The sequence below is a fragment of the Acetobacter garciniae genome, assembly GCF_017377735.1.
GTDB lineage: Bacteria > Pseudomonadota > Alphaproteobacteria > Acetobacterales > Acetobacteraceae > Acetobacter > Acetobacter garciniae.
Window position 1 is genome coordinate 408,948 of record NZ_JAFVMH010000002.1, and the last position, 23,979, is coordinate 432,926.

Annotated in this window: 20 protein-coding genes, 1 tRNA gene and 1 pseudogene; 10 read left to right on the top strand and 12 right to left on the bottom strand. The window is 59.7% G+C overall.

Annotated features, from left to right (window positions below; all coding sequences use genetic code 11):
• The first annotated feature begins 170 nt into the window (after positions 1-170).
• The 8 genes from flgF to J2D77_RS05750 all read left to right on the top strand — a co-directional run bounded on the left by flgF (position 171) and on the right by J2D77_RS05750 (position 10,992).
• Positions 171-914, top strand: a complete 744-nt coding sequence (gene flgF / locus J2D77_RS05715; RefSeq protein WP_207845328.1) for a flagellar basal-body rod protein FlgF — start codon at positions 171-173, stop codon at positions 912-914.
• A 206-nt stretch (positions 915-1,120) separates the two neighbouring features.
• Positions 1,121-2,692, top strand: a complete 1,572-nt coding sequence (gene flgK, locus J2D77_RS05720) for a flagellar hook-associated protein FlgK (protein ID WP_207845329.1) — start codon at positions 1,121-1,123, stop codon at positions 2,690-2,692.
• 21 nt (positions 2,693-2,713) lie between these two features.
• On the top strand, positions 2,714-3,802 hold the full coding sequence (locus J2D77_RS05725) for a flagellin (RefSeq protein WP_207845330.1): 1,089 nt from the start codon (positions 2,714-2,716) through the stop codon (positions 3,800-3,802).
• A gap of 346 nt (positions 3,803-4,148) precedes the next feature.
• A complete protein-coding gene (locus J2D77_RS05730) occupies positions 4,149-4,523 on the top strand; it encodes a hypothetical protein (RefSeq protein ID WP_230975540.1) in 375 nt (124 codons plus the stop codon).
• A 167-nt stretch (positions 4,524-4,690) separates the two neighbouring features.
• Positions 4,691-5,377, top strand: a complete 687-nt coding sequence (locus tag J2D77_RS05735) for a TetR/AcrR family transcriptional regulator (RefSeq protein ID WP_207845331.1) — start codon at positions 4,691-4,693, stop codon at positions 5,375-5,377.
• Complete coding sequence (locus J2D77_RS05740; protein ID WP_230975541.1) at positions 5,374-6,468, top strand: efflux RND transporter periplasmic adaptor subunit; 1,095 nt, start codon at positions 5,374-5,376, stop codon at positions 6,466-6,468. Before J2D77_RS05735 ends, J2D77_RS05740 begins: the two co-directional genes overlap by 4 nt.
• Positions 6,446-9,568, top strand: a complete 3,123-nt coding sequence (locus tag J2D77_RS05745; RefSeq protein WP_207845332.1) for an efflux RND transporter permease subunit — start codon at positions 6,446-6,448, stop codon at positions 9,566-9,568. The genes J2D77_RS05740 and J2D77_RS05745 overlap by 23 nt, the downstream gene beginning before the upstream one ends.
• The gene (locus tag J2D77_RS05750; protein WP_207845333.1) at positions 9,565-10,992 is read left to right on the top strand and encodes an efflux transporter outer membrane subunit; all 1,428 of its coding nucleotides are present in this window, start codon (positions 9,565-9,567) and stop codon (positions 10,990-10,992) included. Before J2D77_RS05745 ends, J2D77_RS05750 begins: the two co-directional genes overlap by 4 nt.
• Before the next feature lie 128 nt (positions 10,993-11,120).
• On the opposite strand, the gene J2D77_RS05755 is transcribed toward J2D77_RS05750, so the two are convergent.
• From J2D77_RS05755 to exbB, 6 genes are all read right to left on the bottom strand, one after another.
• A complete protein-coding gene (locus J2D77_RS05755; RefSeq protein ID WP_207845666.1) occupies positions 11,121-11,753 on the bottom strand; it encodes an O-methyltransferase in 633 nt (210 codons plus the stop codon).
• A gap of 41 nt (positions 11,754-11,794) precedes the next feature.
• Positions 11,795-12,382 (bottom strand): PadR family transcriptional regulator, encoded by a 588-nt coding sequence (locus tag J2D77_RS05760; RefSeq protein WP_207845334.1) that lies wholly within the window; start codon positions 12,380-12,382, stop codon positions 11,795-11,797.
• 115 nt (positions 12,383-12,497) lie between these two features.
• A complete protein-coding gene (locus J2D77_RS05765) occupies positions 12,498-13,007 on the bottom strand; it encodes a Fur family transcriptional regulator (RefSeq protein WP_207845335.1) in 510 nt (169 codons plus the stop codon).
• Positions 13,008-13,037: 30 nt separating this feature from the next.
• Positions 13,038-13,868: an energy transducer TonB family protein gene (locus J2D77_RS05770; protein ID WP_207845667.1), complete on the bottom strand. Its 831-nt coding sequence runs from the start codon at positions 13,866-13,868 to the stop codon at positions 13,038-13,040.
• A gap of 17 nt (positions 13,869-13,885) precedes the next feature.
• Entirely contained in the window at positions 13,886-14,374 is a 489-nt protein-coding gene (exbD, locus tag J2D77_RS05775) for a TonB system transport protein ExbD (protein WP_207845159.1), read from the bottom strand.
• Positions 14,375-14,379: 5 nt separating this feature from the next.
• On the bottom strand, positions 14,380-15,132 hold the full coding sequence (gene exbB / locus J2D77_RS05780) for a tonB-system energizer ExbB (RefSeq protein ID WP_207845336.1): 753 nt from the start codon (positions 15,130-15,132) through the stop codon (positions 14,380-14,382).
• Positions 15,133-15,978: 846 nt separating this feature from the next.
• Here exbB and J2D77_RS05785 point away from each other — a divergent pair.
• Together J2D77_RS05785 and J2D77_RS05790 are read left to right on the top strand one after the other, a co-directional pair.
• Positions 15,979-18,219 carry a TonB-dependent receptor gene (locus J2D77_RS05785; RefSeq protein ID WP_230975542.1) on the top strand — a complete coding sequence of 747 codons (2,241 nt, stop codon included), beginning with the start codon at positions 15,979-15,981 and terminating at the stop codon, positions 18,217-18,219.
• 11 nt (positions 18,220-18,230) lie between these two features.
• Positions 18,231-19,004, top strand: a complete 774-nt coding sequence (locus tag J2D77_RS05790; protein WP_230975543.1) for a tetratricopeptide repeat protein — start codon at positions 18,231-18,233, stop codon at positions 19,002-19,004.
• Positions 19,005-19,174: 170 nt separating this feature from the next.
• Here J2D77_RS05790 and J2D77_RS17610 read toward each other — a convergent pair whose 3' ends face one another.
• The 6 genes and pseudogenes from J2D77_RS17610 to J2D77_RS05815 form a co-directional block, all read right to left on the bottom strand.
• Positions 19,175-19,489, bottom strand: coding sequence for a DUF1176 domain-containing protein (locus tag J2D77_RS17610; protein ID WP_407927091.1), 315 nt, complete (start codon positions 19,487-19,489; stop codon positions 19,175-19,177).
• Positions 19,490-19,496: 7 nt separating this feature from the next.
• A pseudogene (locus tag J2D77_RS05795) lies at positions 19,497-20,291 on the bottom strand (DUF1176 domain-containing protein); the annotation flags it as partial.
• A gap of 168 nt (positions 20,292-20,459) precedes the next feature.
• Positions 20,460-21,053: a hypothetical protein gene (locus tag J2D77_RS05800; RefSeq protein WP_207845340.1), complete on the bottom strand. Its 594-nt coding sequence runs from the start codon at positions 21,051-21,053 to the stop codon at positions 20,460-20,462.
• A 12-nt stretch (positions 21,054-21,065) separates the two neighbouring features.
• Positions 21,066-21,794, bottom strand: a complete 729-nt coding sequence (locus J2D77_RS05805) for a PDDEXK-like family protein (protein ID WP_207845341.1) — start codon at positions 21,792-21,794, stop codon at positions 21,066-21,068.
• Between the two features lie 449 nt (positions 21,795-22,243).
• Positions 22,244-23,236 (bottom strand): helix-turn-helix transcriptional regulator, encoded by a 993-nt coding sequence (locus tag J2D77_RS05810; RefSeq protein WP_207845342.1) that lies wholly within the window; start codon positions 23,234-23,236, stop codon positions 22,244-22,246.
• 619 nt (positions 23,237-23,855) lie between these two features.
• Positions 23,856-23,948, bottom strand: a tRNA-Ser gene (locus J2D77_RS05815).
• Between the last annotated feature and the right edge of the window lie 31 nt (positions 23,949-23,979).

Below are 23,979 nucleotides of genomic sequence, written 5' to 3' on the forward strand. Positions count from 1 at the left end.
AAGGATTTTTGTGCCGGAAAGGTGATGTCGCGCCTGATCTGTTGCTGCGGCGGTCCTGTTGGGCTATTCTTGGGTCACTTATAGTACAGGCACTGTGCGTTCCGCCAGCATGACGGGCGGGCGGAGGTGGTTGAGCAGGCGACAGCCCGACGGATTTCTGGAGACAGAACATGGACAACACGACTTATATCGCCTTGTCCCGGATCGATGCGCTGTCACGCGCGCTCGATGTCACGGCCAATAACCTTGCCAATGCCAATGTCGACGGCTTCAAGGCCTCGAAAGAGCTTTTTTCCCAGTACCTGGTCAAGCAGAAGGATGCGCAGGGCGTTCCCGGCAGCAAGGAGGAATCCTTCAGCCAGGACCAGGCGACGTACCAGGACCATTTGCAGGGTGAACTGCGCCAGACCGGCAACATGACGGATTTCGCCATCAATAATGAAGGCTATTTCGCCGTGCGCACCACCCAGGGTGTCCGGTTGACCCGGAACGGGCAGTTTCACCGCCGCATGGACGGGACCATTGTCGATGGGTCGGGCAACCCCCTGCTGGACACGAACGGGCGCAACCTGGTCATCCAGCCGCAGGAGGATATCCTGTCCGTAGCGTCGGACGGAACGATCTCGACCCAGGATGGCGCGATCGGTTCCATCGGGCTTGTAACGGTGGACAACGTCAATACCCTGGTGCCCGAAGGCAGCTACCTGCTCCGGCCGACCACGCAGACCCACCCCGTGGCCAACAGGGAAATCCGCCAGGGCATGCTGGAATCGAGCAATGTCAACACGGTGGCCGAAACGACGCGGCTGATCGAAATCCAGCGCGAACACGACCTGATATTCCAGCTTGTGCAGACCGAATCAACACGTCGGACCAACGCGATCGACAAGATCGCAACGGACCCGAGTTCCTGATCCCCGCCTGCCGGCACGCAGGGCCGGCGGTATCTGCGCTGCGGAAGCGGGCTTGGGGGAGAAGGCTTTTTGTATTTTGGTAACTTTCTGGAAACCGTTTGCCTGTAACCAGATGGTTGATAGGGCCCAGCCCGGTCTGGCCGTTTTTTAGTGTCGTCGCGTAAAACAAGCCGTGGGCCTGCCGCCCATGTGCGGGGAATTTGAGAATGGATCTGCTTTCATCACTTTCAATAGCGACCGGCGGCCTGAACGCGCTTGAATATGAACTGTCCGTAACGTCTCAGAACGTCTCGAATTCGGGAACGACGGGTTACGTGGCCGAAGTCGCCAACGTCGTGTCCGACGTGCCCGGCGGCCTGCGCAACGGTGTAAAGGTCGCCACGACCACGTTGAACATCAACCAGGCGCTTCAGACGGCACTTTACAACCAGAACGCCAGCGTTGCCTCCTATACGGCCACAAGCAATTCGCTCGCGGCGGTGTCGGCCGTGCAGGGCACGACATCGGATTCGGATTCGGGCAGTTCGGACACCCTGTCCGACATGCTGGGCAGCGTGCGTGACGCGCTGACAAGCCTGACCGCCACCCCGCTGGACAGCGGCGCGCAATCCACCGTGATCAGTGCCGCGCAGGCCCTGACCACCAACATCCAGACCCTGTCCGAGACATACCAGACCCAGCGCCAGACGGCGGAGGACGATGTCGTATCGACCGTGTCCTCCATCAATACCAACCTGACGGAAATCGGGGCGATTTCGAAGCAGATCATGACCCTTAAATCCACGGGCGTGGATACGGCGGATCTTGAAAACCAGCGCCTTGAACTGATGTCGAGCCTGTCGTCGCAGTTGTCGGTGACATTTTCCGAGACATCGAGCGGCGACATGATCGTGCGCACGGCCAACGGGACCGAACTGCCGACCCGCCCGGACCAGATGGGCCAGAACGACAATACGGTGACGCTGCCAAGCTCGACCTGGCCGCTTTCCACCTCCGATACGACCGTCACGCCCACGATGTATTACGCGGCGGGGGATTCGGATTCCGCAATTCCGGGGATCACGCTTGGCGGCAAGGACATTACCTCCGACCTGACCGGCGGCACGCTGGGTGCGGATATCACCCTGCGCGACACCACCTACCCGCAGATGCAGGCGCAGCTCGATTCGTTTTCCTACACGCTGATCAACCGTTTTTCGAGTGCCGGCATGTCCCTGTTCACGAACGGGACCGATGCGACAGGCACGACCGTGGCGCAATCGTCCGATCCGACCACGGGAACACCCAACGGTATCGTTGGCCTGTCTTCTACCATCAGCGTCAGCCAGACATATGTGAACACGCCGTCATTGCTGACGACCGCGACGGCGACAGACGGCACCACGACCACGGGAAGCACCACGCTGATCTCCACCGTGCTCAGCGACACGTTCGGCACCGCCTCCACCGATGTCAGCGGCAGCCTGGCCGCACCGTCGACCGGCCTTGGCCCGGACGGAACCCAGTCCACCGGCTATACCGGCGCACAGGGGCTGATCGCCCTGGCCACGGCCCTGACATCGAACCAGGGAGCCACCATCAGCCAGGCCACCGACGGCCTGACCTCCGCCACCACGACCCAGACCGTGATAGCGACCAGCGTGTCGAATGTTTCGGGCGTGAACGTGAACGATGAAATGTCCAAGGTCGTCGCGTTGGAAAACGCCTATACAGCCAATGCAAAGGTCGTCACCGCAGTGCAGTCCATGTTCACCGCGCTGCTGGATGCAATCGACTAAGAAGACTGGGAAGGTCCCGCCATGAGCACGTCTATCGGTGGTTACGGAAATACCGGCACCTCAATCATTCTCTCTGCCGGGATCAAGCAGATGACCCTGGAGCAGCAGGCCCTGACCTGGGAGACATCGGGCGGGACATTGTCCGAGACTTATGCCGGGCTGGGGGCTTCGCGCTCGACCGTTATCGCTCTTGCGCCCCGAATCACGCAGATCACGGCCTGGCAGGGCAATATCTCCACGGCGCAGAACAACCTGACCATGACGTCCTCCGCGCTGGCGGATATGGTGACGCAGGCGCAGGCCTTGTCGACCAACCTGCTCAGCATCATGGGCACGACCGAATCCTCCACCGTGACCTCTGTCGCGACAGAGGCCCAGACCGCGCTGACCCAGCTTGGCAACACGCTGAACACCTCCAACGGGGTGGGGTATATTTTCGCGGGCCAGGACTCTTCCGAACCCCCTATTCCCGATGGGGCGTCGTCCCTGGACAGCAGTTCGCTTGCGACCCAGATCGCCAGCATCGTGTCCACGCTGAGCACGGCTGGCGCTTCCAGCGTCATGGAACAGGCGACGACCGCGGCCATGGACAATGATTCGGGCACGTCTGTTTTTTCGACATCCCTGTCCGTTTCGGCCGAGGATGCGGACGATCTGTCGGCCTCGGTTATCACCGGCAGCAGTTCGTCCACCACGATGGGGATCGTTGCGACCCAGAGCAGCACAAGCTCTTCCGCCTCCGCCACGTCAACGGGTTCGCCCATCCGGGATCTGATGCGCGACATGATGGTCATGTCCGCCATGAGCGGTATGTCGTCCAGCACGCCGGGCTATTCGGACCTGGTCACGCAGTTGAATACGTCGCTCCAGACAACCATCAGCCAGTTGGGTGAAATGGAGGCGACGGTCGGCACGACGCAGAGCAGCCTGACTTCGACCTCCTCCACGCTGACAAACGTGCAGACCATGCTGGAGACCCAGGTTACGAACATCCAGGGGGCCGATATCGCGCAGGTGGCAACGGAAACATCTGCCCTGAGCACCAATCTCGAAGCCTCTTACGAGCTGATCGCCAAGATGAAGAGCATGACGCTGGCCAGCTATATCTGATCGCGTAAGCGGGCGGGTGCCTGTCGGGCCCGCGCCGTTGCCACGGGTCGCGCAGCCTTTATGCGGCATGGGGCAGGGCGCGCGCGTGGTAAACTGATCTGCCTTCCCGCCTGCCGATGAGGCCGGGCGGAGCCAGCCCTTGTGAATAAGGCGCGGCGTCCTAAATACTGGACGGATGCCACGCGTGAGCCCGTTGGGGCAATGACGGGCCGGGTCGGAGTTTTTCATTATCCGCGTTGACCCAAGGAGCCGTTGCCCAGCCTGAAGTGGCGGGCGGCGTGCGGGTTTTTGCCATTGTTCTCCCCATCAGGCATCATGGGCGTGGCAAACAGGGAAAGCGAATGACATGCGCAAACGAATGGTGATTCTTGCGACCGTGTGCCTGGCCATGGGCTCACATGCAGCACTGGCACAGGAAGAGGACGACGATTACCGGGCATTGATGCAGAAAACGACAACCCATGCCCATGCCTCCTGCATCGATTACCTCAATGCCGAACATGGCGATTATTCGGGCGACAAGATGCGGGAGTCCCTTTCTCCGGACGAGGTGACAAAAGGCCTGTCCAAGGCGATCCGTGACGAATGCCAGAAATACCCGAAAGAACCTGTCGACCGCGCTGTCGCCAATGTCAGGCAGGCCTATACAAGCAGGCTTTCAGAAATTACCAATAAAATCAGAAACAATACCGATACACTCAAAAGTAACGGTGGCGCGTAGAGCGGCTGCAAGCTCTGCCGTCGGGCTTTCCAGCCAGAAAACATCCGCATTTTTTACCTTTCACGCACCATAATGGTGCAGACTGTTCCCGAAACACCGATGGCATGCCCTTGCGAGACGAGATCGTCTCGTATATTATTGGCGAAGGCGTGCATGAGGGAAGGGCCATGACCGAGCAGAACCAGCGGAAGAAGATTTCAGGTCGGCCCGATAGCCGGATGTCGGAAGAACTGGATGTCCTTATCCTTAAAACAGCCGCTCAACTGTTTGGGGAGCAGGGCTATGCGGCCACCTCTGTCGAACAGATCGCGGCGGTAGCGCGGGTGGGCAAGCAGACCATCTATCGTCGCCATTCCTCCAAGGAAAGCCTGTTCAAGACTGTCATTGCGGAACTGGGGCAGAGTTTTCTGGTCTCTGCGGCCCCGTCGGAAGAAATGGTTTCCACCGATCCGCTGCTGGCCCTGCGCAATACGATGCGGATGCTGCTGGACCTGGTGCTCAGCCCCGAAACGCTGTCGCTGAGCCGTACCTTCATTGCGGAAGGATGGCGCTTTCCCGACCTGGTGGATCATGCGGGTGCGCATATTTTTGACCCGCTGGAGGAGCTGACATGCAAGCTTCTGGGCGCTGTTGCCAAAGCCGGCCTGCTGAAAGAGGGCTACGACCTGGAAGGAACAAGCCGGATGCTGACCGGCCTCTGCCTGGGCTCGCCCCATCAGCAAATGCTGTTCGGGCGCAAGATCCTGCTGACGCCACAGGACCGCGATGCCTATCTCGATAACGCCTGGGCCGTTTTCATGACCGGAATACTGGCCCCGCCTGCGCCAGTCCGCTCAGGAGCCAAACGCCCATGAACGCGCGGATATCGTCATACAGGACCGGCTTTTGCGTGTTCGCACTCATGGCACTTGCCGGGTGCCACAAGAAAGCGCCCAAGCCCGAGGTACGGCCTGTCCGCTCGGTTGTGGTCCGGCCGAGCATGGGCGGGGCCGAGGAATTCCTGACCGGCCAGGTGGCGCCGCATCGCGTCGTCAACCTGTCGTTCCGCCTGCCGGGCAAGATCGTGGAACGGACCGTGGCCATGGGTGACAAGGTGCAGGTCGGGCAGCTTCTGGCCCGGCTGGACGACACGGAAGCCAGCCAGACGCTGCGCGCCGCCACGGCGGATGCCCTGGCCGCCAAGGCGTCCCTCGCACAGGCGGAACCCTTGCAGAAACGGGCGACAGCACTGCTGCCCGACCACGCCATTTCGCGCAACGCCTATGACGAGGCCATTCTGCGCTACCGTACCTCCGTTGAGGCGGTGCAGTCGACAGAGGCCCGCGAACGCATCGCGCGTGAGGAACTGGACCATACCCGTCTGGTGGCGAATGCGGATGGTGTGATCACGGACCGTCTGGCCGAGGTGGGGGAGGTCGTGGCCGCGGGCCAGCCGGTCCTGCGTCTGGCCGAAGCCGCAGGGCGGGATGCCCAGTTCGACATATCGGGCGATCTGCTGCGGTCGGGCCTGGCGACGGGTGCGGGCATGACTGTGTGCCTCGATGCCGACCGGCAGGCCTGTACGGCTGGCACGGTGTACGAACTCGCCCCCGATGCCGACCCCCTGACCCGCACCTACCGGGCGAAGGTCCTGCTCGATGCACCCCCTGCCGCCATGACGCTGGGTTCCGTGGTGGTCGGGCGCCTGGCCGGGGCCACCGGGGCGGAGATCCATCTTCCGCCATCGGCCCTGACCGCGCAGGACGGCAAGCCCGCCGTCTGGGTGATCGCCCCCGATACGATGACGGTGACATTGCGAAAGGTCGAAATTGCCCGCTATGGCGCTAGTGACGTTACCCTCGCAGCAGGGCTTGCGGCGGGAGAGCGCGTGGTGACGGCCGGCGTGCAGGCCCTTTATCCGGACCGGAAGGTTTCCCTGCTGGATGACGCCGATGTCCGCCCCTGAAGAACCCGGGCAGGACGCAAAGGCAGGCCACCTGCTGAATCTTTCGGACTGGTCCATCCGGCACCGCGCGCTTGTCGCCTTTTTCATGATCCTGATCGTGGTTGCGGGTGTTCGCTCCTACTTCAATCTCGGCCGGAACGAAGACCCGCCCTTTACGGTCAAGACAATGGTCGTCCAGGCCATGCTGCCGGGCGCGTCCGTGGACGAAACCACTCACCAGCTAACGGACAGGATCGAAAAGAAGCTGCAGGAAACGCCATATTTCGATTACGTCAAAAGCTACACCGTCGCGGGAAAGACCACGATCCTGGTCAACCTGCTGGGCAGCACGCCCAAGGGGCAGGTAGCCGATATCTGGTACCAGGTTCGTAAAAAGATAGGCGATATCAAGCCTTATCTTCCACCCACCACCGTTGGGCCGTTCTTCGATGATGAATTCGGGGATACATACGGCATTATCTACGCCTTTACGGCAGACGGCTTTTCGCATCGCGACCTGAAGGATTATGTCGAAACCGTCCGGGACGAATTGCTGCATGTGCCCGACGTCGCCAAGATCGAAACGCTGGGGGCGCAGGATGAAAAGATCTATGTCGATGTGTCCAGCCGGCATCTGGCCCGGCTGGGTATCAACGGTGCAATGATCGCCGCGGCCCTTCAGGCCCAGAACGCGCTTGTTCCCTCCGGTTCGGTCGATACCGGCAAGGAGCGGATTCTCGTCCAGCCGACCGGACAATTCAATTCGGTCGAGGATGTCGCCAATGTCACGCTCTATGCCGGCAACCGCAAGATTCGCCTGGGCGACATCGCCACCATCACGCGCGGTTATGCGGACCCGCCGCAAACCCTGTTCCGCGTGAACGGACACGACGCGATCGGCCTGGCTCTGTCCATGAGCCGCGGCGGCAACGTGCTGGCGCTGGAAAAGAATATCTCCGCCAAAATGGCAGAACTGCATACACGCATGCCCATCGGGATTGAGGCGCATCTGGTCGCCAACCAGCCCCAGGTGGTCAAGGACGCGGTGGGTGATTTCACTGAGGCGCTGTTCGAAGCCATCGCCATCGTGCTGGGCATCAGTTTTCTCAGCCTTGGCGGGCGGGCGGGCACGGTTGTGGCGTTCTGCATTCCCTTCGTGCTGGCGGTGGTGTTTACCAGCATGGAAATGCTCGGCATCGACCTGCAGCGTGTCTCGCTTGGTGCGCTGATCATCGCCCTCGGCCTGCTGGTGGATGACGCCATGATTACGGTCGAAAGCATGGTCAGCAAGATCGAGGAAGGCTGGAGCCTGCCGCGTGCTGCGACCTTTGCCTATACTTCCACCGCTTTTCCGATGCTGACGGGAACGCTGGTTACGGTGGCGGGCTTCGTGCCGGTCGGCTTTGCGCATAGTGTAGCGGGCGAATACACGTTTTCGCTTTTCGCTGTGGTGGGTCTGGCCCTGATCGTGTCCTGGTTCGTGGCCGTTCTGGTGGCGCCGCTGATCGGCGTGACCATTCTGCGCGCGCGCCCGGAAATGGCGGGAAAAGCGCGTGAGGAACCCAAAAAAGGGCGGATCATGACGGTGTTCGAGCGTTTCCTGCTCGCCACCATGCGCAGCCCCCGCATGACGGTCGGGCTCAGCCTTGTGGCCCTCCTTGTGGCGCTTGCCCTTTCACCGCTCGTTACCAAGCAGTTCTTTCCCGCATCCGACCGGCCCGAACTGTTGGTCAACCTTTCGCTGCGGCAGGGGGCGTCCATCAAGGCAACAAGCGACGTGTCGCGCAAGCTCGACGCCATGCTGGCCAACGATCCGGATATCGACCATTGGAGTTCCTATGTGGGGCGCGGGGTCATTCGCTTCTATCTTTCGCTCGATGAACAACTGCCGAATGATTTTTTCACCCAGACCGTGATCGTGGCCAGAAATGCGCAGGCCCGCGAACGCCTGCGCCACCGGCTTGACGCCAGGCTGACATCGGAAATGCCCGACATCGTGCACGGGCTGTTCCCGCTTGAACTGGGCCCGCCGGTGGGCTGGCCGGTGCAGTATCGCATGTCGGGCCGGGACCCGGACAAGGTGCGCCATTACGCGCAGGATATCGCACGGATGATGGCGACGAGCGGGAATTTGCGCCTGATCAATTTCGACTGGGGCGATCCGGCCCGCAAGCTGCGCATCGACGTGCGGCAGGAAGAAGCGCGCCGCCTGGGCCTGTCCTCCGCCGCCATTGCGCTGGCCATCAATTCCACCGTTACGGGCATGACGGCAACGCAGGTGCGCGACAGTATCTACCTTGTCGATGTCGTGCTGCGCGCCAAGGCGGAAGAACGGCTGTCCATCGAAAGCCTGCGCAATCTCGATATCCGCCTGCCCAACGACCTGACGGTGCCGCTGTCCTCGGTCGCGACCGTGTCCTACGTGCAGGATTATCCGCTGATCTGGCGGCGCGACCGCCTGCCCACCATGACGGTCCAGGCGCAGCTTCGCGACGGAGTGCAGGCGGATAGTGCAGTCTCCGCGCTGGCTGGCAAAATTGCCGATTTCAACGCCCATCTGCCGCCCGGCTATAGCGTGAAAGTCGGCGGAACGGTGGAGGAAGCAGCAAAGGCCCAGAATTCGGTCATTGCCGTCATGCCCGTCATGGTGCTGATCATGGTGGCGGTGCTGATGATCCAGCTCCAGAGCTTCAAGCGGCTGGCCCTTGTGCTCAGTGTCGCACCTTTCGGGCTGATCGGGGTGGTGATCGCGCTCCTTGTTACCGGCAATCCCATCGGGTTCATCGCCCTGCTCGGGCTTGTGGCGCTGGTGGGCATGATCATTCGCAATTCGGTCATTCTCGTGCACCAGATCGAGATCGAACAGCGCGAAGGCAAGGCGGAATGGGATGCCGTGGTCGCGGCCGCCATGATCCGTTTCCGCCCCATCATGCTGACAGCCGTTGCCGCCATTCTGGGCATGGTGCCCATAGCTTCGAGCGTTTTCTGGGGCCCGATGGCGGATGTCATCATGGGCGGGCTGGCCGTTGCTACGGCGCTGACGTTGATCTTCCTGCCCTCGCTCTATGTGCTGTGGTTCCGCGTGAAGGAACCCGACCCGAAAACGGAGGCAGCGCCATGAGAAAAATCCTGTGCCTGCTGCCCCTTTTCCTTGCCGGCTGTTCCTGGCTTGCGCCGGAGTACAGGCGGCCTGTCCCAACGTTGCCCGCGACATGGAACGGTGCGCGCGTTGTCCCCCGCGACGACCGCGCATGGTGGCAGCGATACGGCGATCCGGTGCTTGATGAACTGGAGGCCGAAGCCGCCCGGCATAACGATGATCTCGCTCTGGCAAAAAGCAGCCTGTCGCAGGCACAGGCGCAATATAGCTACGCTTTTGCGAACCAGCTTCCCTCTCTTTCCGTTGCGGGGAGCGATGCTTACGGCAAGTTTGCCGATGGCAGGGTGCGGGCCATGGGGCAGAGTTTCCGTTTTCCCGGCAAGACGAGCAATTTCGGCTTTGTCGGCGGGGTGCTGAATTACGAACTGGATCTGTGGGGCAAGAACGCCAGCCTCAGCAACGCGGCCAAGGCTGGCGTTCAGGGGGCGGTTTATGCGCAGGATGCAGCCCGCCTGTCGGTGGCGGCCGGGGTTGCCAAGCTCTATTTCAGCCTGCGCGCACTCGATCGCAATGTCGCCATTTTGCAGGACAGCATAAGAACGCAGGACGATATTCTCGCCCTTGTGCAGCACCAATACGATGTTGGTGCCGTCGATGCCCTGCTGCTGCAGGACGCGACAGAGCGCCGGGACGCCGTCCATGCGGCCTTGCCCGACATGGAAGACCAGCGCAACAATGCGGAAACGGCATTGTCCGTTCTGGTCGGGCGTTCGCCGCAGGATATCGTCCAGACCGGCATTGCCAGGGGACGGCCCTTGGACGAACTGAGCGTGCCCGAGCCCACGCCATCGGTCCTGCCGTCAGAGCTTCTGGAACGTCGCCCCGACATTGCCATGCATGAGCAGATGCTGATCGCGAGCAATTTCAACATCGGTTACGCGCGCGCGGCCTATTTCCCCAGTATTTCGCTGGCCTCCCTTGCCGGGGTGAACAATATCGATATCGACAATCTCTATCGGGCCACCAGCCGGTCCTGGACATTGGGTGCGGCCATGGCGGCCCCTGTTCTCGATTTCGGGCGTACGGAAAGTGGCGTGAAACTTGCAAAGGCCAACAGGGACCAGCAGGTTGTCCTGTATCAGCAGTCCATCCGCACGGCGTTCAAGGAGGTCCGCGACGCGCTTTTGGCACAGAACACGGCGTCGGAACGCGATACCGACACCCTTGCCCGCAACGACGCGGCTGCGCAGACACTCCGCCTGATGACGCTGCGCCTTCAGCAGGGATATGCGAGCCAGATCGATGTGCTGGCCGCACAATCCACCGTGCAACTGGCAGAGCTTTCCCGCGTGAAGGCACGGCTGCAACGGCTGGATGCGTCGGTCGATCTCTACAGGGCGACGGGCGGTGGATTTACGGCCGCCCCCGTGAAGGAAAAGAAGTAGAGCGCGGCTGAAGAAATCCTCCCCATCGCAACGCCCTGATCAAGACTGGTAAAAGTTTTTGGTGAAGCTTTTTTCAAAAAGCTTCAAAGAATGTCACCTTTTTAAAAAAAAGGCGACACCCAAAACTTTTATCTATTGAATGCTGCATCCGGTTCGAAGCGGCTGACCTCAATCCCCGTGCCCACCGGCAGCAGCACACTGGACATGCCGGGCAGGGCGCGAATGGCGAGGCCATAGCGCTTGACGTCTTCCGTTCCGGGCCGGATCATGTTGTCCGCCACGATGATCGCCCCCGGGTTAAGGCGCGGATAGAACGCTTCCAGACAGGGAACGTAAAGATCCTTCCACAGATCGACAAAAACGAAATCGACCTTCCGGGCAAGATCCCCGATCATGGAAACGGCATCGCCCACACGAAAATCGATCCAGTCGGCCAGCCCGGCCTTTTCCGCCATCTCGCGCGCATGGGCAGATTTGTAGCCGTGCAGTTCCATGGTAATCAGTTTTCCACCCGTCGCGCGGGCGGCCTCGGCCAGCCAGATCCCGGAATAGCCGAAGGATGTGCCCAGTTCGAGAATGGTCGGGCTGGGCAGGCTGCGGGCCAGGATGTTCATGACCTGCCCCGTCTCCGGCCCGATGGCGCGCATGCGCTGATCGTGCCCGCCGTCGCGGCCGCCCGGGGCCTCCTCCCGCGGGCGGCTGCGTTCTTCCTGCATCCGGGCGTGGTAGAGGTCCAGAACCGCCTTTATCCTGTCATCCATCCTGTCATCCATGTCATGCTCCATCCGGTGCGGGGTTGTGCTCAGGCCTGTTCGATCGCGCGGGCGGCATCGTCCAGCACTGCGGCGATACGGGCTTCGGCTTGTAAGTCCAGGCTGGCGTTGCGCAGCCGCAGCCGTAATGCGGTCTTCAGGTTTTCCATCGCCCGCACTACCGGGGCGGATGTATTCCTGCCACCCCCTTTGCCCTGGTCATCGGTGCTGGCGGCACGTGCAAGGATTTCTTCAAGTGCGGGCTGGTTGGCGGCCAGGAAGGCAGCGCCTTCGGGGGTGATGCCGTAGCTTTTGCGCCCGTCTTGCTCGGTCGGGCGGATATAGCCTGCTTCTTCCAGCCAGGTGAGGGTGGGATAGATTACGCCGGGGCTGGGCGTGTAGCTGCCACCGAATTTTTCCTCGATGGTCTTGATGAGTTCATAGCCATAGGTCGGATTTTCCGCACTCAGGCTGAGAACGAGCAGGCGCATTTCGCCATAGTCGAAAAGCCTGCGGCGTCCGCCGCGGCGACCGCCGCCCCGGCCGTGGTGACGGCGGGAACCGGCAACGCCCGACAGGCCTTCGGGAGAGAAAACGTGGCGGTTGCGACCGCCCTGGTGTCTGTTTCTGTGTTTCATGATTCCCGATATAAGTCTCGATATATCGTAAGTCAAGATATATCGAGATATGTTTTTATTCGGCAGGGCGCGTGTTGCCCCGTATGGATCGGGTATCCAAATATCTACAATATTTTCAAAGGGATACAGGATCACCCATTGGGGCGACAATGATCGATGCTTCCTGAACGGCCAGGCCGCGCTCGGCCATGAGCAGGCGCAGCACGGCCGTGATTTCGCACGAATCGCAGGGAATTTTCCGTCCCGTCCCGGCTTCGACAAAGGTGATCATGGGGCCCGCCCGGCGCGCGGTACTCACGCGGTACCGCCAGATACGGTCCACCCCTGCGTCGCGGCGCAGCACGTCATGCTCGACCAGAAGGTTCAGGTTCCGCTGGATCGATCCCTGGCTTGGCGGGTGGCCTTCCACCATGGCCGCAATCGTCTTCCAGATCGCGATCGTGGTGGCTGCGTTCCCGGTTTTTAGAATGCCATGCAGCAGCACGCGGCGCAGGTCGGTCATTTTCAGCCCCGATTCCCCGCAGCGTTCCTCCAGCGCCAGAACCTGCTGGGCATTCGCCCCCATGCCCGGACGAATCCGGTGGCTGTCCGCCCGCGACCGACGATGTTCAGGAAAGACAGGCATGGAATGATCCTTTTACGATCTGCACAAATGTCAGGTCCGGTCCTTGTTGAGGTAGAATTCGACAGGCACGCTCAGGATAATCGGATCGCCCTTCACGTCGTCGGGTGGGGCAGGCAGCGGGTCCGCGCGGCTGGGCAGGGACACGGCTTCCTGGTCCAGCAGCGCATGGCCCGAACCCCCCTTCAGCCTGACCCAGAGCACATGCCCCCTGCGGTCCATGGAAAAGGTGACTGTCGGTGCCCCTTCCTGGTGTTCGGCCTGGGCCGCAGCGGGGTAGCGCTTGAATTTTTCCAGTCGTGCCAGCAAGGCGCCCTGCCACGTCATGGTTTCCTGCGAATGGGACGAGGATGCCCCAGGGGCCGGAGCCGCCTGGGCAGGTGCGGGCGGTGCATCGGAGGAAGGAGGGGCCGTGGTTTCCGTCGCGGGTGACAGCGCATCGGGTGCTTTCACCTGCTGGGTGGGAACGGGCTTGACCTTCTTCTTCAGCGGCTTGGGTTTTTCGGGCTTGGGCACCGGCACGGGCGGATTGGGCGCGGGCGATGGCGGGGCCATGACCTTGGGCGGCGGGTCGGGCTGGGGAATGACCTGGGCGAGCGTCTGCTGCGGGCCGATCGCCGCATCGCTCGGCGGTGTGGGGGCCGACACGGGTTCGGGCGCCATGTCGATGGCAATCGCAGCCGGGGGTGGTTCGGGTGCGGCCATGACCGGCGCAGGCAGGTGCGTGACCCACCAGATGACACCGCCTGTTACCGCCATGACCGCCAGAAAGGACAGGCCCCAGCGCAGCGCATCCTCGCGCTGTGTCCGGCGTAACTGGTTACGCTGCCATTGGGCGAAGGTGGATGGGGCGGCGGCATCCATACTCTGTGCCGTGCTGCTCACGGCGCGCCTTCCGCGGCGGGTGCGGCCGGGGGAGCAGCGCCGGGGGTCACCATGCCTGCCTCCTGGCCTTCTTCCTGCCCCTGCAGGTTGACCAGGGCCACCTTGAGGTATCCCGCAGTGCGCAGCTTATCCATGACCCCCATCAGCGTGCCGTAATCCACCGTCTTGTCGGCGCGCAGGAAGATGCGCTCGTCCTTGTTGCCTTTCGTCGCCGTTTCCAGTGCTGCGGGCAGGGCATCGGTGCTGATGTCGTCCTCGCCCAGGGCCAGGCCGTGGTCTGCCTTGACGGTCAGGAACACCGGATCGTCCGGCCGGGGGGCCGGCTTTTCGGTGGAGGAGGGCAGGTCCACCGGCACGTTCACCGTGGTCAGCGGGGCGGTGACCATGAAGATCACGAGCAGCACCAGCATGACGTCGATGAACGGGGTGACGTTGATCTCGCTGGCCTCATGCGGGCTTTCATCGGTGTGGCGGATGCGGATCATGCCGCTTACTCCCCGGCCACCGTGCGGGCGTCACGCGACGCACCCAGCCGCACCACCTGCCCGCTTTGGGTCAGGGCCTGCATGCGGCCCAGGTCGCGCGAGACCAGGCGCATGACCAGCGATGTCAGATCCGCCACCTGTGCGCGGCAGGCAGCGGACTGACGGGCGAGATGGTTGTAGATCACCACCGCCGGAATGGCTGCGACCAGACCCAGGGCCGTGGCCAGCAGGGCCTCGGCAATGCCGGGGGCGACCACGGCCAGGCTGGTGGCCTTGCTGGCGGCGATGCCGGTAAACGAGGTCATGATCCCCCAGACCGTGCCGAACAGGCCGATGAAGGGCGAGGTGGCGCCGATGGTGGCCAGCAGGCCGGTGCCGCGCATCAGCTTGCGGCCTTCCGCGGCTTCCAGCCGTTCGAGGTGAAGCACGATGCGTTCCTTCAGGCCGTCATGGTCGTCGGGAATGTCATGTGAACGGGCCCGTTCTTCCTCTGCTGCCGCGACAAAAATATGCCCGATGCCGTGCGTGGTGCTGCCCTGCTCCTGCGCGACCTGAAGGGACTCGGCTTCGGCAAGGCGGCGCTCGTCCTGGTCGAGACGTCGCCTGATCCGTATGAACTCCACGGATTTGGCGACAAAGATCGTCCAGCTCACGACCGAGGCAAAAGCCAGCAGCGACATGACCATACGGACAACCGGACCGGCATTGAGAAACATCTCCCACGGAGAAAAAGACATCGCAACGGGCATGGGGGGCATGGCAGGGGATCCCTTCAGGCGGGGTGGAGCGTCGTGCAACGGCAGAACGCCCCGTGCTGTCGAAAATTTTGTCAGATATATGGCGTATCCGCGCATATTATGCAACTAAGAATCGGTTGCATTACCAGATCGGCGCAATGCCCCGTCCATGGATGCCGGAAAAGACCGGTGCTCGTGCATAGTAAACGTATTGACGTCCGACGAACTGGCATACTGCTGCGCATTGCGGGAGGGAATGGATCGACCGCAGGAGGTAGCTAAAAATCAGCCCGCCGGGATGAAGGTCGGCTTCCCAGCTTCCTTCATCTTCGGACACCGGCGGGGAACTGGGAACGCCCGCATTACGGGCACGGCCTCGGGGCGCGCGGGTGACAAGACGATCCAGCCTGATGCTGAAAGTGATTTTCGCATCCGCACCGATGTGTCATCCACATTTTTCCCGGCAGGACCGGAGGGGCGACCCGGTGGATGTCCCCCCTCCGGCCTTGATAAATGGTAAAAGATTACTGAAAATACAAGATTCTTTGCGAATTTGATCAATGCATCCGGGTGATCGGGCAGGGCATGGAAGACAGCAAGCGGGCCATTCCGGGCCTGACATCGACCGATTGCAAACTGATCCGCAAAGGGACGGAGCTGTGACGAATCCGCAACATCAACGCCTATGAAATGGGGCTGCGCCGGAAGCGGACGGATTTTGTTGTTGCGAGTGGTTATTATTTGCATATAAGGCAGGCTCTCGTGAAGACACACGGTCTCGTTAATATGCGGGCGCATCCGCCCCCGCTGAGTGAGGTGAGAATGGAACAATCTGGTCGCGCCAGTTCCCCGGCAAGGCGTTTCGGGATGGCAATTATGTTGGGCGTTACCGCCGGTGTCGGGCTGATCGAAGGCGAGGCCGACGCCCAGGACAACAAGACCGACCCCGAAGCCACGGATTCCGCCATCAAGCTTCCCGCGGTCCGCGTTCGTGGGGAAGATACGCCCCATGACATTCCCAATACGAACGAGATGACGCTCGATATCGGACGGATGCCCACATCGGTGCGCGAGACGCCGCAGGTCATCAATGTCGTGCCGCAGGAAATCATCAAGGAACAGCGCCTTTACACGCTGGACCAGGCACTGGCGAATGTTCCGGGCATTACATTGTCCACCGGCGAAGGGCGTGGCGGCCTGAACGGTGACCAGTTCCGCATTCGCGGCCAGCAGGCGCGTGGCGATGTCTATACCGACGGGTTGAAGGATTTTGGAACATATACGCGTGACATTTTCGATATCGAGAATGTCGAGGTCATCAAGGGCCCGGCTGGCGAGTATTTCGGGGCGGCCAATCTTGGCGGGTTGATCAATGAGTCCCTCAAGAAAGCGCATGCGGGTACATCGTATAATTACGATCAGGCCTTTGGCAGCGCAGGCCTGTATCGTGGGCAGGCGGATGTCAATTACGGGATCAATGACAATGTCGCCCTGCGTATCAACGGCATGTACAACCAGAGCGGCGTGCAGGATCGGGACTATGTCTATTCCAACCGCTACGGTGCGGCTGTCGATCTTGGCGTAGGGCTGAAGAGCAAGACCACGTGGCACCTGAACTGGCGCTGGCTGCATACCGATAGCATACCCGATTACGGCGTTCCCATGATCCTGAAAGGGAATGTCTACCGTCCGATCACCAGCGAGGGGCTGAACCGCGATACGACCTACGCACGCAGCGCGGACCGCGACAATTCCGATATCCACAGCCTGACATCGTCCGTGAAATCGGAAATTGCATCCTGGTTTACATTCTCGAACAATACGCGTCTGACCAAATACGAACGCAATTATGCCTCGACAACGCCGGGGGCGTGCAGCACCACGGCCTGCGTCAGCCAGTTCCTTGGTGGCGGCAATCCGGCCCTGACCTACGGCGCAGGCGGCGGTGCGGCCTATCTGTCCAAGGGTTGGGGTGCTGAAAATGTCATGATGGGCAATGCCCGTTTCAATACCGGCTTTGTAAAGCATGACCTCAAATTTGGCGTGGATGTGAATTACCAGGACGAAAACCGCTATGTCGGAACCTGGTATAATCGTACCAATACCCAGACGATCCGCAATTCATCCCACACGTCCAATGGCGCTTATATTACTTTTCCCCGGTCGCAGATGGCCAATTCCGACGAACGCGACGTGGGTCTGTTCATTTCCGATCATATCCAGCTGACAAAGCAGCTTGCCCTGTTCGGTTCCGTGCGGTGGGATGCGTTCCAGTCCACATTCGCGGGTTATCAGCTATCGACAACGCCCGTGTCACGCCAGAAGCAGAACGCCGACAGGTGGAGCCCGTCGGGCAGCATCGTCTATTCGCCGCTCGATGCGTCCTCCTTCTATTTCACCTTTTCGCGGTCCTACAAGCCGATCGGCACGGATGTTTCGTCCCAGGTCACGATCCTGGCAAGCGATACGGCGCAAAACAATGCCAACTTCAAGCCGCAGCGCAGCGATCTGTTCGAATTCGGCAACAAGACCGACTTCTTCAACAAGCGTCTGGGAATGGGGATCGCGTTCTTCCAGATCAGCCAGAACAATTCCTACTATTACGATGAAAACGGCGATGTCGTAACCGGTTTCAGCGACTCTGGCGTTGGCCTGCGCACGCGCGGCGTCGAACTGAGCCTGACCGGCAAGATCACCAAAAACTGGGATATTTACGGCTCCTATTCCTATATGGACGGGCGGATCACCCATAGTGCCGCCTATGACGGCAATCAGGCCCCCGGTGTTTCACACAACAATTTTTCTCTCTGGTCGTCCTATAACGTGTCGGATCATCTGCTGAACCCGGGCTGGGGGGTTCTCAAGGTTGCAGGTGGCGCACAATATGCATCCGGATACTGGGCCAATGGGGATTTCAGCAATTCTGCACGTATTCCCTATCAGTTTTCCCTCAATGGCATGCTGTCGTGGGAAATGAAGCACTACCGTGTTTCGTTCAACGCCAACAACATCACCGACCACCTGAATTACGCCTCCTCGTTCAGCACCAGCCGTGCCGTTCCTGGTCCTGGTCGCTCCTTCATCGGAAATATCGGCCTGACCTTCTGATGAAAAACGACATGTTGGGGAGGGAACCCTCCCTCCCCGGCAATGGGCTGGATCAGGTGGAGATCCAGCTTCTGCTGGGGCAGATTTCCCTGGACAAGGGCGATTTCGCCCATGCGTTCGAGATGTTCGCGGTTGCAGCGCAAAGTGGCCAGCCCCGGGCCCTGAATATGCTCGGGCGCGTCTATGAACGGGGTTGGGGCGTGGAGCGCAGCGTAGCCCGCGCGCTGGACTATTTCGAAGCCGCGGCACAGGGCGGGGATGGCTGGGCGGATTTCAATATAGCCGATCTCTATCTTGCGGGGGACGGTGTGCCCCGCAATGTCGAACGTGCTTATGAGCATTACCTTCGCGCGGCGCGCCGGGGGGTGGCCAAAGCCCTGAACATGCTGGGGCTTATGCATGAAAAAGACCTGCCGGGCGGACCCGACCCCGATGGCGCACGCCTTTTCTTCGAAGCAGCAGCCCAGGGTGGCGATTGCTGGGCCTGTCTCAACATGGGGCGTCTGTGCCTGGACGGGAACGATATGCAAGCGGCAGCCCGGTGGTTCGAACGCTCCCTGCCCCTTGGATTTGCGCAATACTGGCTGGCCCTGGAGCGGGTGCTGGCCGATGCGGATAACGCGGTGTTCCAAAACATCCTTATCGAAGCACGTCGCCGCCGCATGGCTAGCGAGGGCGGCACGGCAAACAGGGAACGGGCCGGCTGCCCCCCCCCCAGCCAGGTATGGTCCCGACAGCGCTACCTGGAGATGGCGTCAAAAGCCTGCCCACAAAATATCCGGTAAATATATTAAAAGTTTTTGGTGAAGCTTTTTTCAAAAAGCTTCAGAAACTGGAACACTTTAAAAAAACTCTGGCATTCCTTATCAATGCGTATCTTTTTATTTCCGCTGACATGGTGCCCTCGTGGGCGGAAGGCCGACAGCGAGAAAAGCCACGGCCACCGGTAGCGGCATTATTCCTTCTCACCGATCGGTATGGAGCGGTAGAGAGCGGGCCATTCACCCAACGGCGCGCTTCCTCCGCAGGCTGCCTGAAAATTCATGCCGGTCAGAACGAAATGCGTGCGGTCCCAGCGCCATTCGGCTTGCGTGCCGCAATCGTTCCAAGCGCGTCTTTGGCGATAAGTGGTCAATGTGCCGGTGGCTGAGTCGAAGTCGGGGTAGGTGAGTGCGGGACCATAGTCGCCGGTATCCTGCCGTTTCAGGACGGGCACCGGCAAGCGGGCCACCACGGGCAAGCCCCCTTTGGCACGTGGCACCACAAACACGTGGCACCACAAACAGGAGCGACCATCCCTGATACGGTCCCATCTGGCAACCAATCACGACAAGGGCGTTGTTATCATCCAGGCCGTATACATCATTTTTCAAGTATTTCTGCGTGGCGTCGGTCGGCGGGTCGCAGTCCTGTCTGCTGATGAAATCTGCTTGCAGCTTCCGCGTCCGTGCCATCAGGCGTTGCGGCTCGCCCGCATCGAACATAATATGAGCGTGATAAAGCGGTATGTGTGGCAATGGCGGCGGGGCGGGGACCATGCGGGCCGGACGCGTGCCACGACGCACGAGTGCCGTCTGGCCATTCATCCGCCCCTGTCGCGCATCCATACGGGATAGAGCCGCGACAAGCCCCTTCAGTGGCACGGGGGCTGAATCCTTCTCGACCCGTAGCGATGTGGCATTGCGGATACGGGCCAGGAAAGCGGCAACAGCCGCAGGCTGACGGGTGCTTAGTGAACCGTCGTCGCCGCTGGTCCACGAAGCGGCGGGAAGCACCAGTTCCCGACCATCCATCCTGATCGCGGTACGGTTGACGGGTAAGGGAGCGTAAATTGTAACACTGGTCTCTCCCTCCGGGCCCGCAGGGCGGCGAAAGACCAGTTCGGCATCCTGTCTTCCATCGTCGGAAAAACCCCTGGCATCGCAGGCCAGCCCGTTGTCACAGACCACAAACCATGTGCCGTAAGTATTGTAAGATGGCGTCGCCGCCCATGCATGACCCGCCCACAGGGATAAGATCACCATCAAGCCCCACCAGCTTTTCATCCTGCCATCTTTCGACATTATGTCCATGCTTCTGACTCATGTGCGAAAGCGAGGTTTGGACAAATGAATTTTACAAAAAACAGCAGATGATCGAAAAAACTGTTAGTGTAGATAATTGCAGATCGTCATACTCCCATCCCTGACAACGACATTGATAGGGACGGGAGAGAGACTGTATGGCAATGATATCCTGCCTTATTCAGCCAGTTCCTTGATCCGCGCGATCAATCGGTCGAAAACCGGCTTGGCTCGTGCAAGTTGGTCAAGGGTTTCGCGATATTGATGCAAGCCGGCTTCAAGATCGTCATCGCCTACGCCTTCCGCCAGGACCGTGGGGTTGATTTTGACGGGAAGGAAGAAGCCACGATTCCTTTCCTCAAGAAGAAAACCTGTCTCGGTAACGAGTTCGGCAAGTTCGGGGAATATTTTTTTCCATTTGGCCCGACCGAGCAAGTCCTGCGTAAATCGCAAGCCTAATTTATCCTGACCTGCCTGACATAACTGCGTAACGTAAAAATTATCTTCCTCTTGATCTTCAAAATTTGCCCATTCGAAATATGCCCCCGATTCATCTTCGGCAGCAGGGTTGTACCATCCTGTACCTGAGGGGGCTAAAAGCCACGAATCGTCGTCGAATTGTCCCGACCAGCCATTCTCATCTGCCCAATCACTGGTAATTTTGTTAATGGCCGCGTCGATAGGTTCACCCAGCATCTGGATACGTTTGGCAACAGCTTCGAGATCTGCAATATTGTCCACAAAGGCGTTGTTTAGTTCAGGACTGTTCATTTCGGTTTCTCCTCAGTAAAATTTACGGATATGTTGAGCGAATTGCTGGGTGATTGCGCCGTTAAACCCGTCCTGCGGCGTATGTATCAAGATATCTCCCACATCCTGCCAGTTTATGAGCGCTACTTCGTCAGGGGGATCTACGGGGGCTGCGGAACTGAGATAAAGAACAAGCCCCCATCTCTTGTTGGTCACTTGTCGTTTGGCCTCGGCGGCCTTTACGTAACGGACCAATTGTTCCTCGCCTTCCTGTGCACGGATCTTGATTTCGATAAACAGAACGAAATCATCGCCATCGATCGCAATGTCGACACGATCGGTCACGCTGCCCATTGGCCAGCATTCGCTCGTGACCGATATATTGTTCAGAGAGTCCTCCAAATTTGGCCAGTCCGCATGTCGCATGTGCGCCAGATGCAGCAGATCGCGCAGCACACGCGAACCCCAGCCATGGGTGCCCCGCGGGTCAAGCAGCCAGGCCAGAACCGCGCTGTTGCGGCCTTCATTATATCCTAGCCCTGCGACGTCCCAGATATTGATTGCAAGCCCGGCCTCCCATGCCTGCTTATGCAGTGGCGCGATTTCGCATATGAGCGCTGTGACACGATCGGGCGACAGATCGGGTACAGTGACCGGCACCTCGACCACGTTCTTCATCAGCGGTCGGAGAGTGTCCAACAACACAGGCAGACGACGGGAAAGCATTATGTCATCGTCGGGGATTTTCTGTAAAGAATTCACACCGTCTTCTCCTTGTATTCGTAAATAGAGTGAACTGCGCTATAGTTATAAGAATTCATTATAAATTGACCGTATCAAGCTGATGCATCATCAGAGAAACTTATATATTTATAAAAGGATACCGCTATTTTTATACCTGTCAACAGACACAATGTCATTGCGTCATTACCCATGTCTTATGTCTATGACGTTGGAATAGGTCCGCATGCCAAGGTTACGTGCATGGTCGGTCCAAAGTGCCCAAATCATGCGTAGGAAACAGCTTTTCCGGAATGTTGGGGAAGGTGTTTATGTTAAAAATGCAAGAAAAATACGATTAATATTCGGTAGTGGAAGGGTTTTGTCCCGCTCCCTGCCAGTCGTATGGTTCATGGTCACCTCCCTTTGATGGAACCACTAAAACACGTCACTCCGTCAGAATCGGTCGGCCTTGAGCGTGGGCATGAAATTTAAAGGGTGAGCAACGCTTTCCTACTGTGATGGGACAACGCCATCGTCAGCATTTTCTTCAGTTCCCGGCGGAGTGATTGCGGTTGAAGGATCTCGACTTCCGTCCCCCAGGTGAAGAGATGATAGGCCATTTCACGGGAGCCGCCGGCTTTGAACCGGACGATCAGGGCGCCATCGGGCTGGGGTTCAAAAACCTGGCTGGGGTGAAACAAAAAGCGGGCGGCATCTGCTGCCGCGTTCGGGGAAAAGCGCAGAACGACGTTTTGCGGCTCCTCCTGGAATATGCCGAACGAGTGCAGCGCGAAATCCCCCATGGACCAATCTTCGGGAGGTAATGCCGCTGGACCGGCGATGGCGAGCCCGCTCATCTTGTCGATACGCCAGAGCACGGGCTCGCTTTTTCCCAGATCGGGACCAACCAGATAATAGGCGCGTCCGTATAGAATTCCCCAAGGCGACACGGTCCGGAGCCAGTTGGCATGCGGCCCATAGGTGAATGTCAGGGCGTTCCCGCCCTTAAGGGCCGTGCGGATGACGTCCAGCGTTTGCGCATCGGCCTGCGGCCGCGGCCCGGCCTGCTGTGCATGGGCTTCCGCGCTGCTCAAAGCCTGGATGTCCGGCGCCATTCTGCGTCGATCCACGGGGCGCAAGGCTGACTCGATCTTCTGGCACAGGGAATCGAGCAACTTTGCCCGTTCCAGGCCTGCCGTGGCTTTCAGCGCGGCAGAAGCGGCCCTGAGTTCAACCAGTTCCTCGGTTGTCGGAGTCTGAAGAAAGCCGTCCAGGCCACCCCTGATGCGAAAACGCAGCTTATGTCCATCGGATTCGGATTCAAGCTGCGGGAAAAGAGTTTCGATCGTAGCCTTCAGCCGTTCTGCTGTCCGTTTAGAAACATGCAGGACAGAAGCGATCTCGTCGAGCGTCATGCCCTCCGCACTTCCGGCAAGCAATCGGGCCAACTCGATCAAAACGACCGCTTTTTCGAAACGCATAGCCCTTCCCCGTCAACTCCGACCGATCCTGACGTAGGAGGCCATTATCATCCGGAAACGTCAACAGAGGAGAAACTTCATGACAATCGCAAGCGCCATTCAAAAAGGACGGTCTGTCTACGTCTATGACGAAAAGGGCCGCCAACTGACAATTCTTTCCGGCGGTTCAAAACCGGAGGATGGTCTCGTGGGGTATACTGCGGCGACCGTCAGTATCCGCAGGGGGTCTTCAATATACGTTTACGATGAACGCGGGCGGCAGAAATCAATACTGTCGGCACGATAGTATCTGTCTGGCGAGATCGTTCGATATCGGGCGTTCAACCCGCTGCCTGCCGGGTGGCGCGTGGCATCGGCCAAACATGGTCATGATCGAACCAGATGCCCATCTTCACGCGCCGATCTGCTTCTTTCCCTCACCCTCGAACGCGATCACCGTTCAGCCAGTCCTTGAAGGGGGCTGGCTCTGACCGGACATGGGTGGCCCGAGGGGCAACAGCATCCGGTCAGCAGTAAAATGCTGTTCCATTGCTGTTGGAAGATGGACTGTCTTATTCGCGCATTCCTGCATCTTCTTTGGATAAAATGCAGAACGATCTGTTTTTAATAAGGAAAAAATTGGCGGAGGGGATGGGATTCGAACCCACGGTACAGCTTGACACTGTACAACGGTTTAGCAAACCGCCGCCTTCAGCCACTCGGCCACCCCTCCGCCGAAGAGCGCGCACATACACGACGTTTGC

Coding starts and splice junctions, on each gene's coding strand:
- J2D77_RS05785 (WP_230975542.1), top strand. CDS start 15,979: ATGGCAATTATGTTGGGCGTTACCGCCGGTGTCGGGCTGATCGAAGGC.
- J2D77_RS05755 (WP_207845666.1), bottom strand. CDS start 11,753: ATGGATGACAGGATAAAGGCGGTTCTGGACCTCTACCACGCCCGGATG.
- exbD (WP_207845159.1), bottom strand. CDS start 14,374: ATGATCCGCATCCGCCACACCGATGAAAGCCCGCATGAGGCCAGCGAG.
- J2D77_RS05725 (WP_207845330.1), top strand. CDS start 2,714: ATGAGCACGTCTATCGGTGGTTACGGAAATACCGGCACCTCAATCATT.
- J2D77_RS05800 (WP_207845340.1), bottom strand. CDS start 21,053: ATGAACAGTCCTGAACTAAACAACGCCTTTGTGGACAATATTGCAGAT.
- J2D77_RS05750 (WP_207845333.1), top strand. CDS start 9,565: ATGAGAAAAATCCTGTGCCTGCTGCCCCTTTTCCTTGCCGGCTGTTCC.
- flgF (WP_207845328.1), top strand. CDS start 171: ATGGACAACACGACTTATATCGCCTTGTCCCGGATCGATGCGCTGTCA.
- J2D77_RS05760 (WP_207845334.1), bottom strand. CDS start 12,382: ATGAAACACAGAAACAGACACCAGGGCGGTCGCAACCGCCACGTTTTC.
- J2D77_RS05770 (WP_207845667.1), bottom strand. CDS start 13,868: ATGGATGCCGCCGCCCCATCCACCTTCGCCCAATGGCAGCGTAACCAG.
- J2D77_RS05790 (WP_230975543.1), top strand. CDS start 18,231: ATGTTGGGGAGGGAACCCTCCCTCCCCGGCAATGGGCTGGATCAGGTG.
- J2D77_RS05745 (WP_207845332.1), top strand. CDS start 6,446: ATGACGCCGATGTCCGCCCCTGAAGAACCCGGGCAGGACGCAAAGGCA.
- J2D77_RS05740 (WP_230975541.1), top strand. CDS start 5,374: ATGAACGCGCGGATATCGTCATACAGGACCGGCTTTTGCGTGTTCGCA.
- exbB (WP_207845336.1), bottom strand. CDS start 15,132: ATGCCCCCCATGCCCGTTGCGATGTCTTTTTCTCCGTGGGAGATGTTT.
- J2D77_RS05765 (WP_207845335.1), bottom strand. CDS start 13,007: ATGCCTGTCTTTCCTGAACATCGTCGGTCGCGGGCGGACAGCCACCGG.
- J2D77_RS05730 (WP_230975540.1), top strand. CDS start 4,149: ATGCGCAAACGAATGGTGATTCTTGCGACCGTGTGCCTGGCCATGGGC.
- flgK (WP_207845329.1), top strand. CDS start 1,121: ATGGATCTGCTTTCATCACTTTCAATAGCGACCGGCGGCCTGAACGCG.
- J2D77_RS05810 (WP_207845342.1), bottom strand. CDS start 23,236: ATGCGTTTCGAAAAAGCGGTCGTTTTGATCGAGTTGGCCCGATTGCTT.
- J2D77_RS05735 (WP_207845331.1), top strand. CDS start 4,691: ATGACCGAGCAGAACCAGCGGAAGAAGATTTCAGGTCGGCCCGATAGC.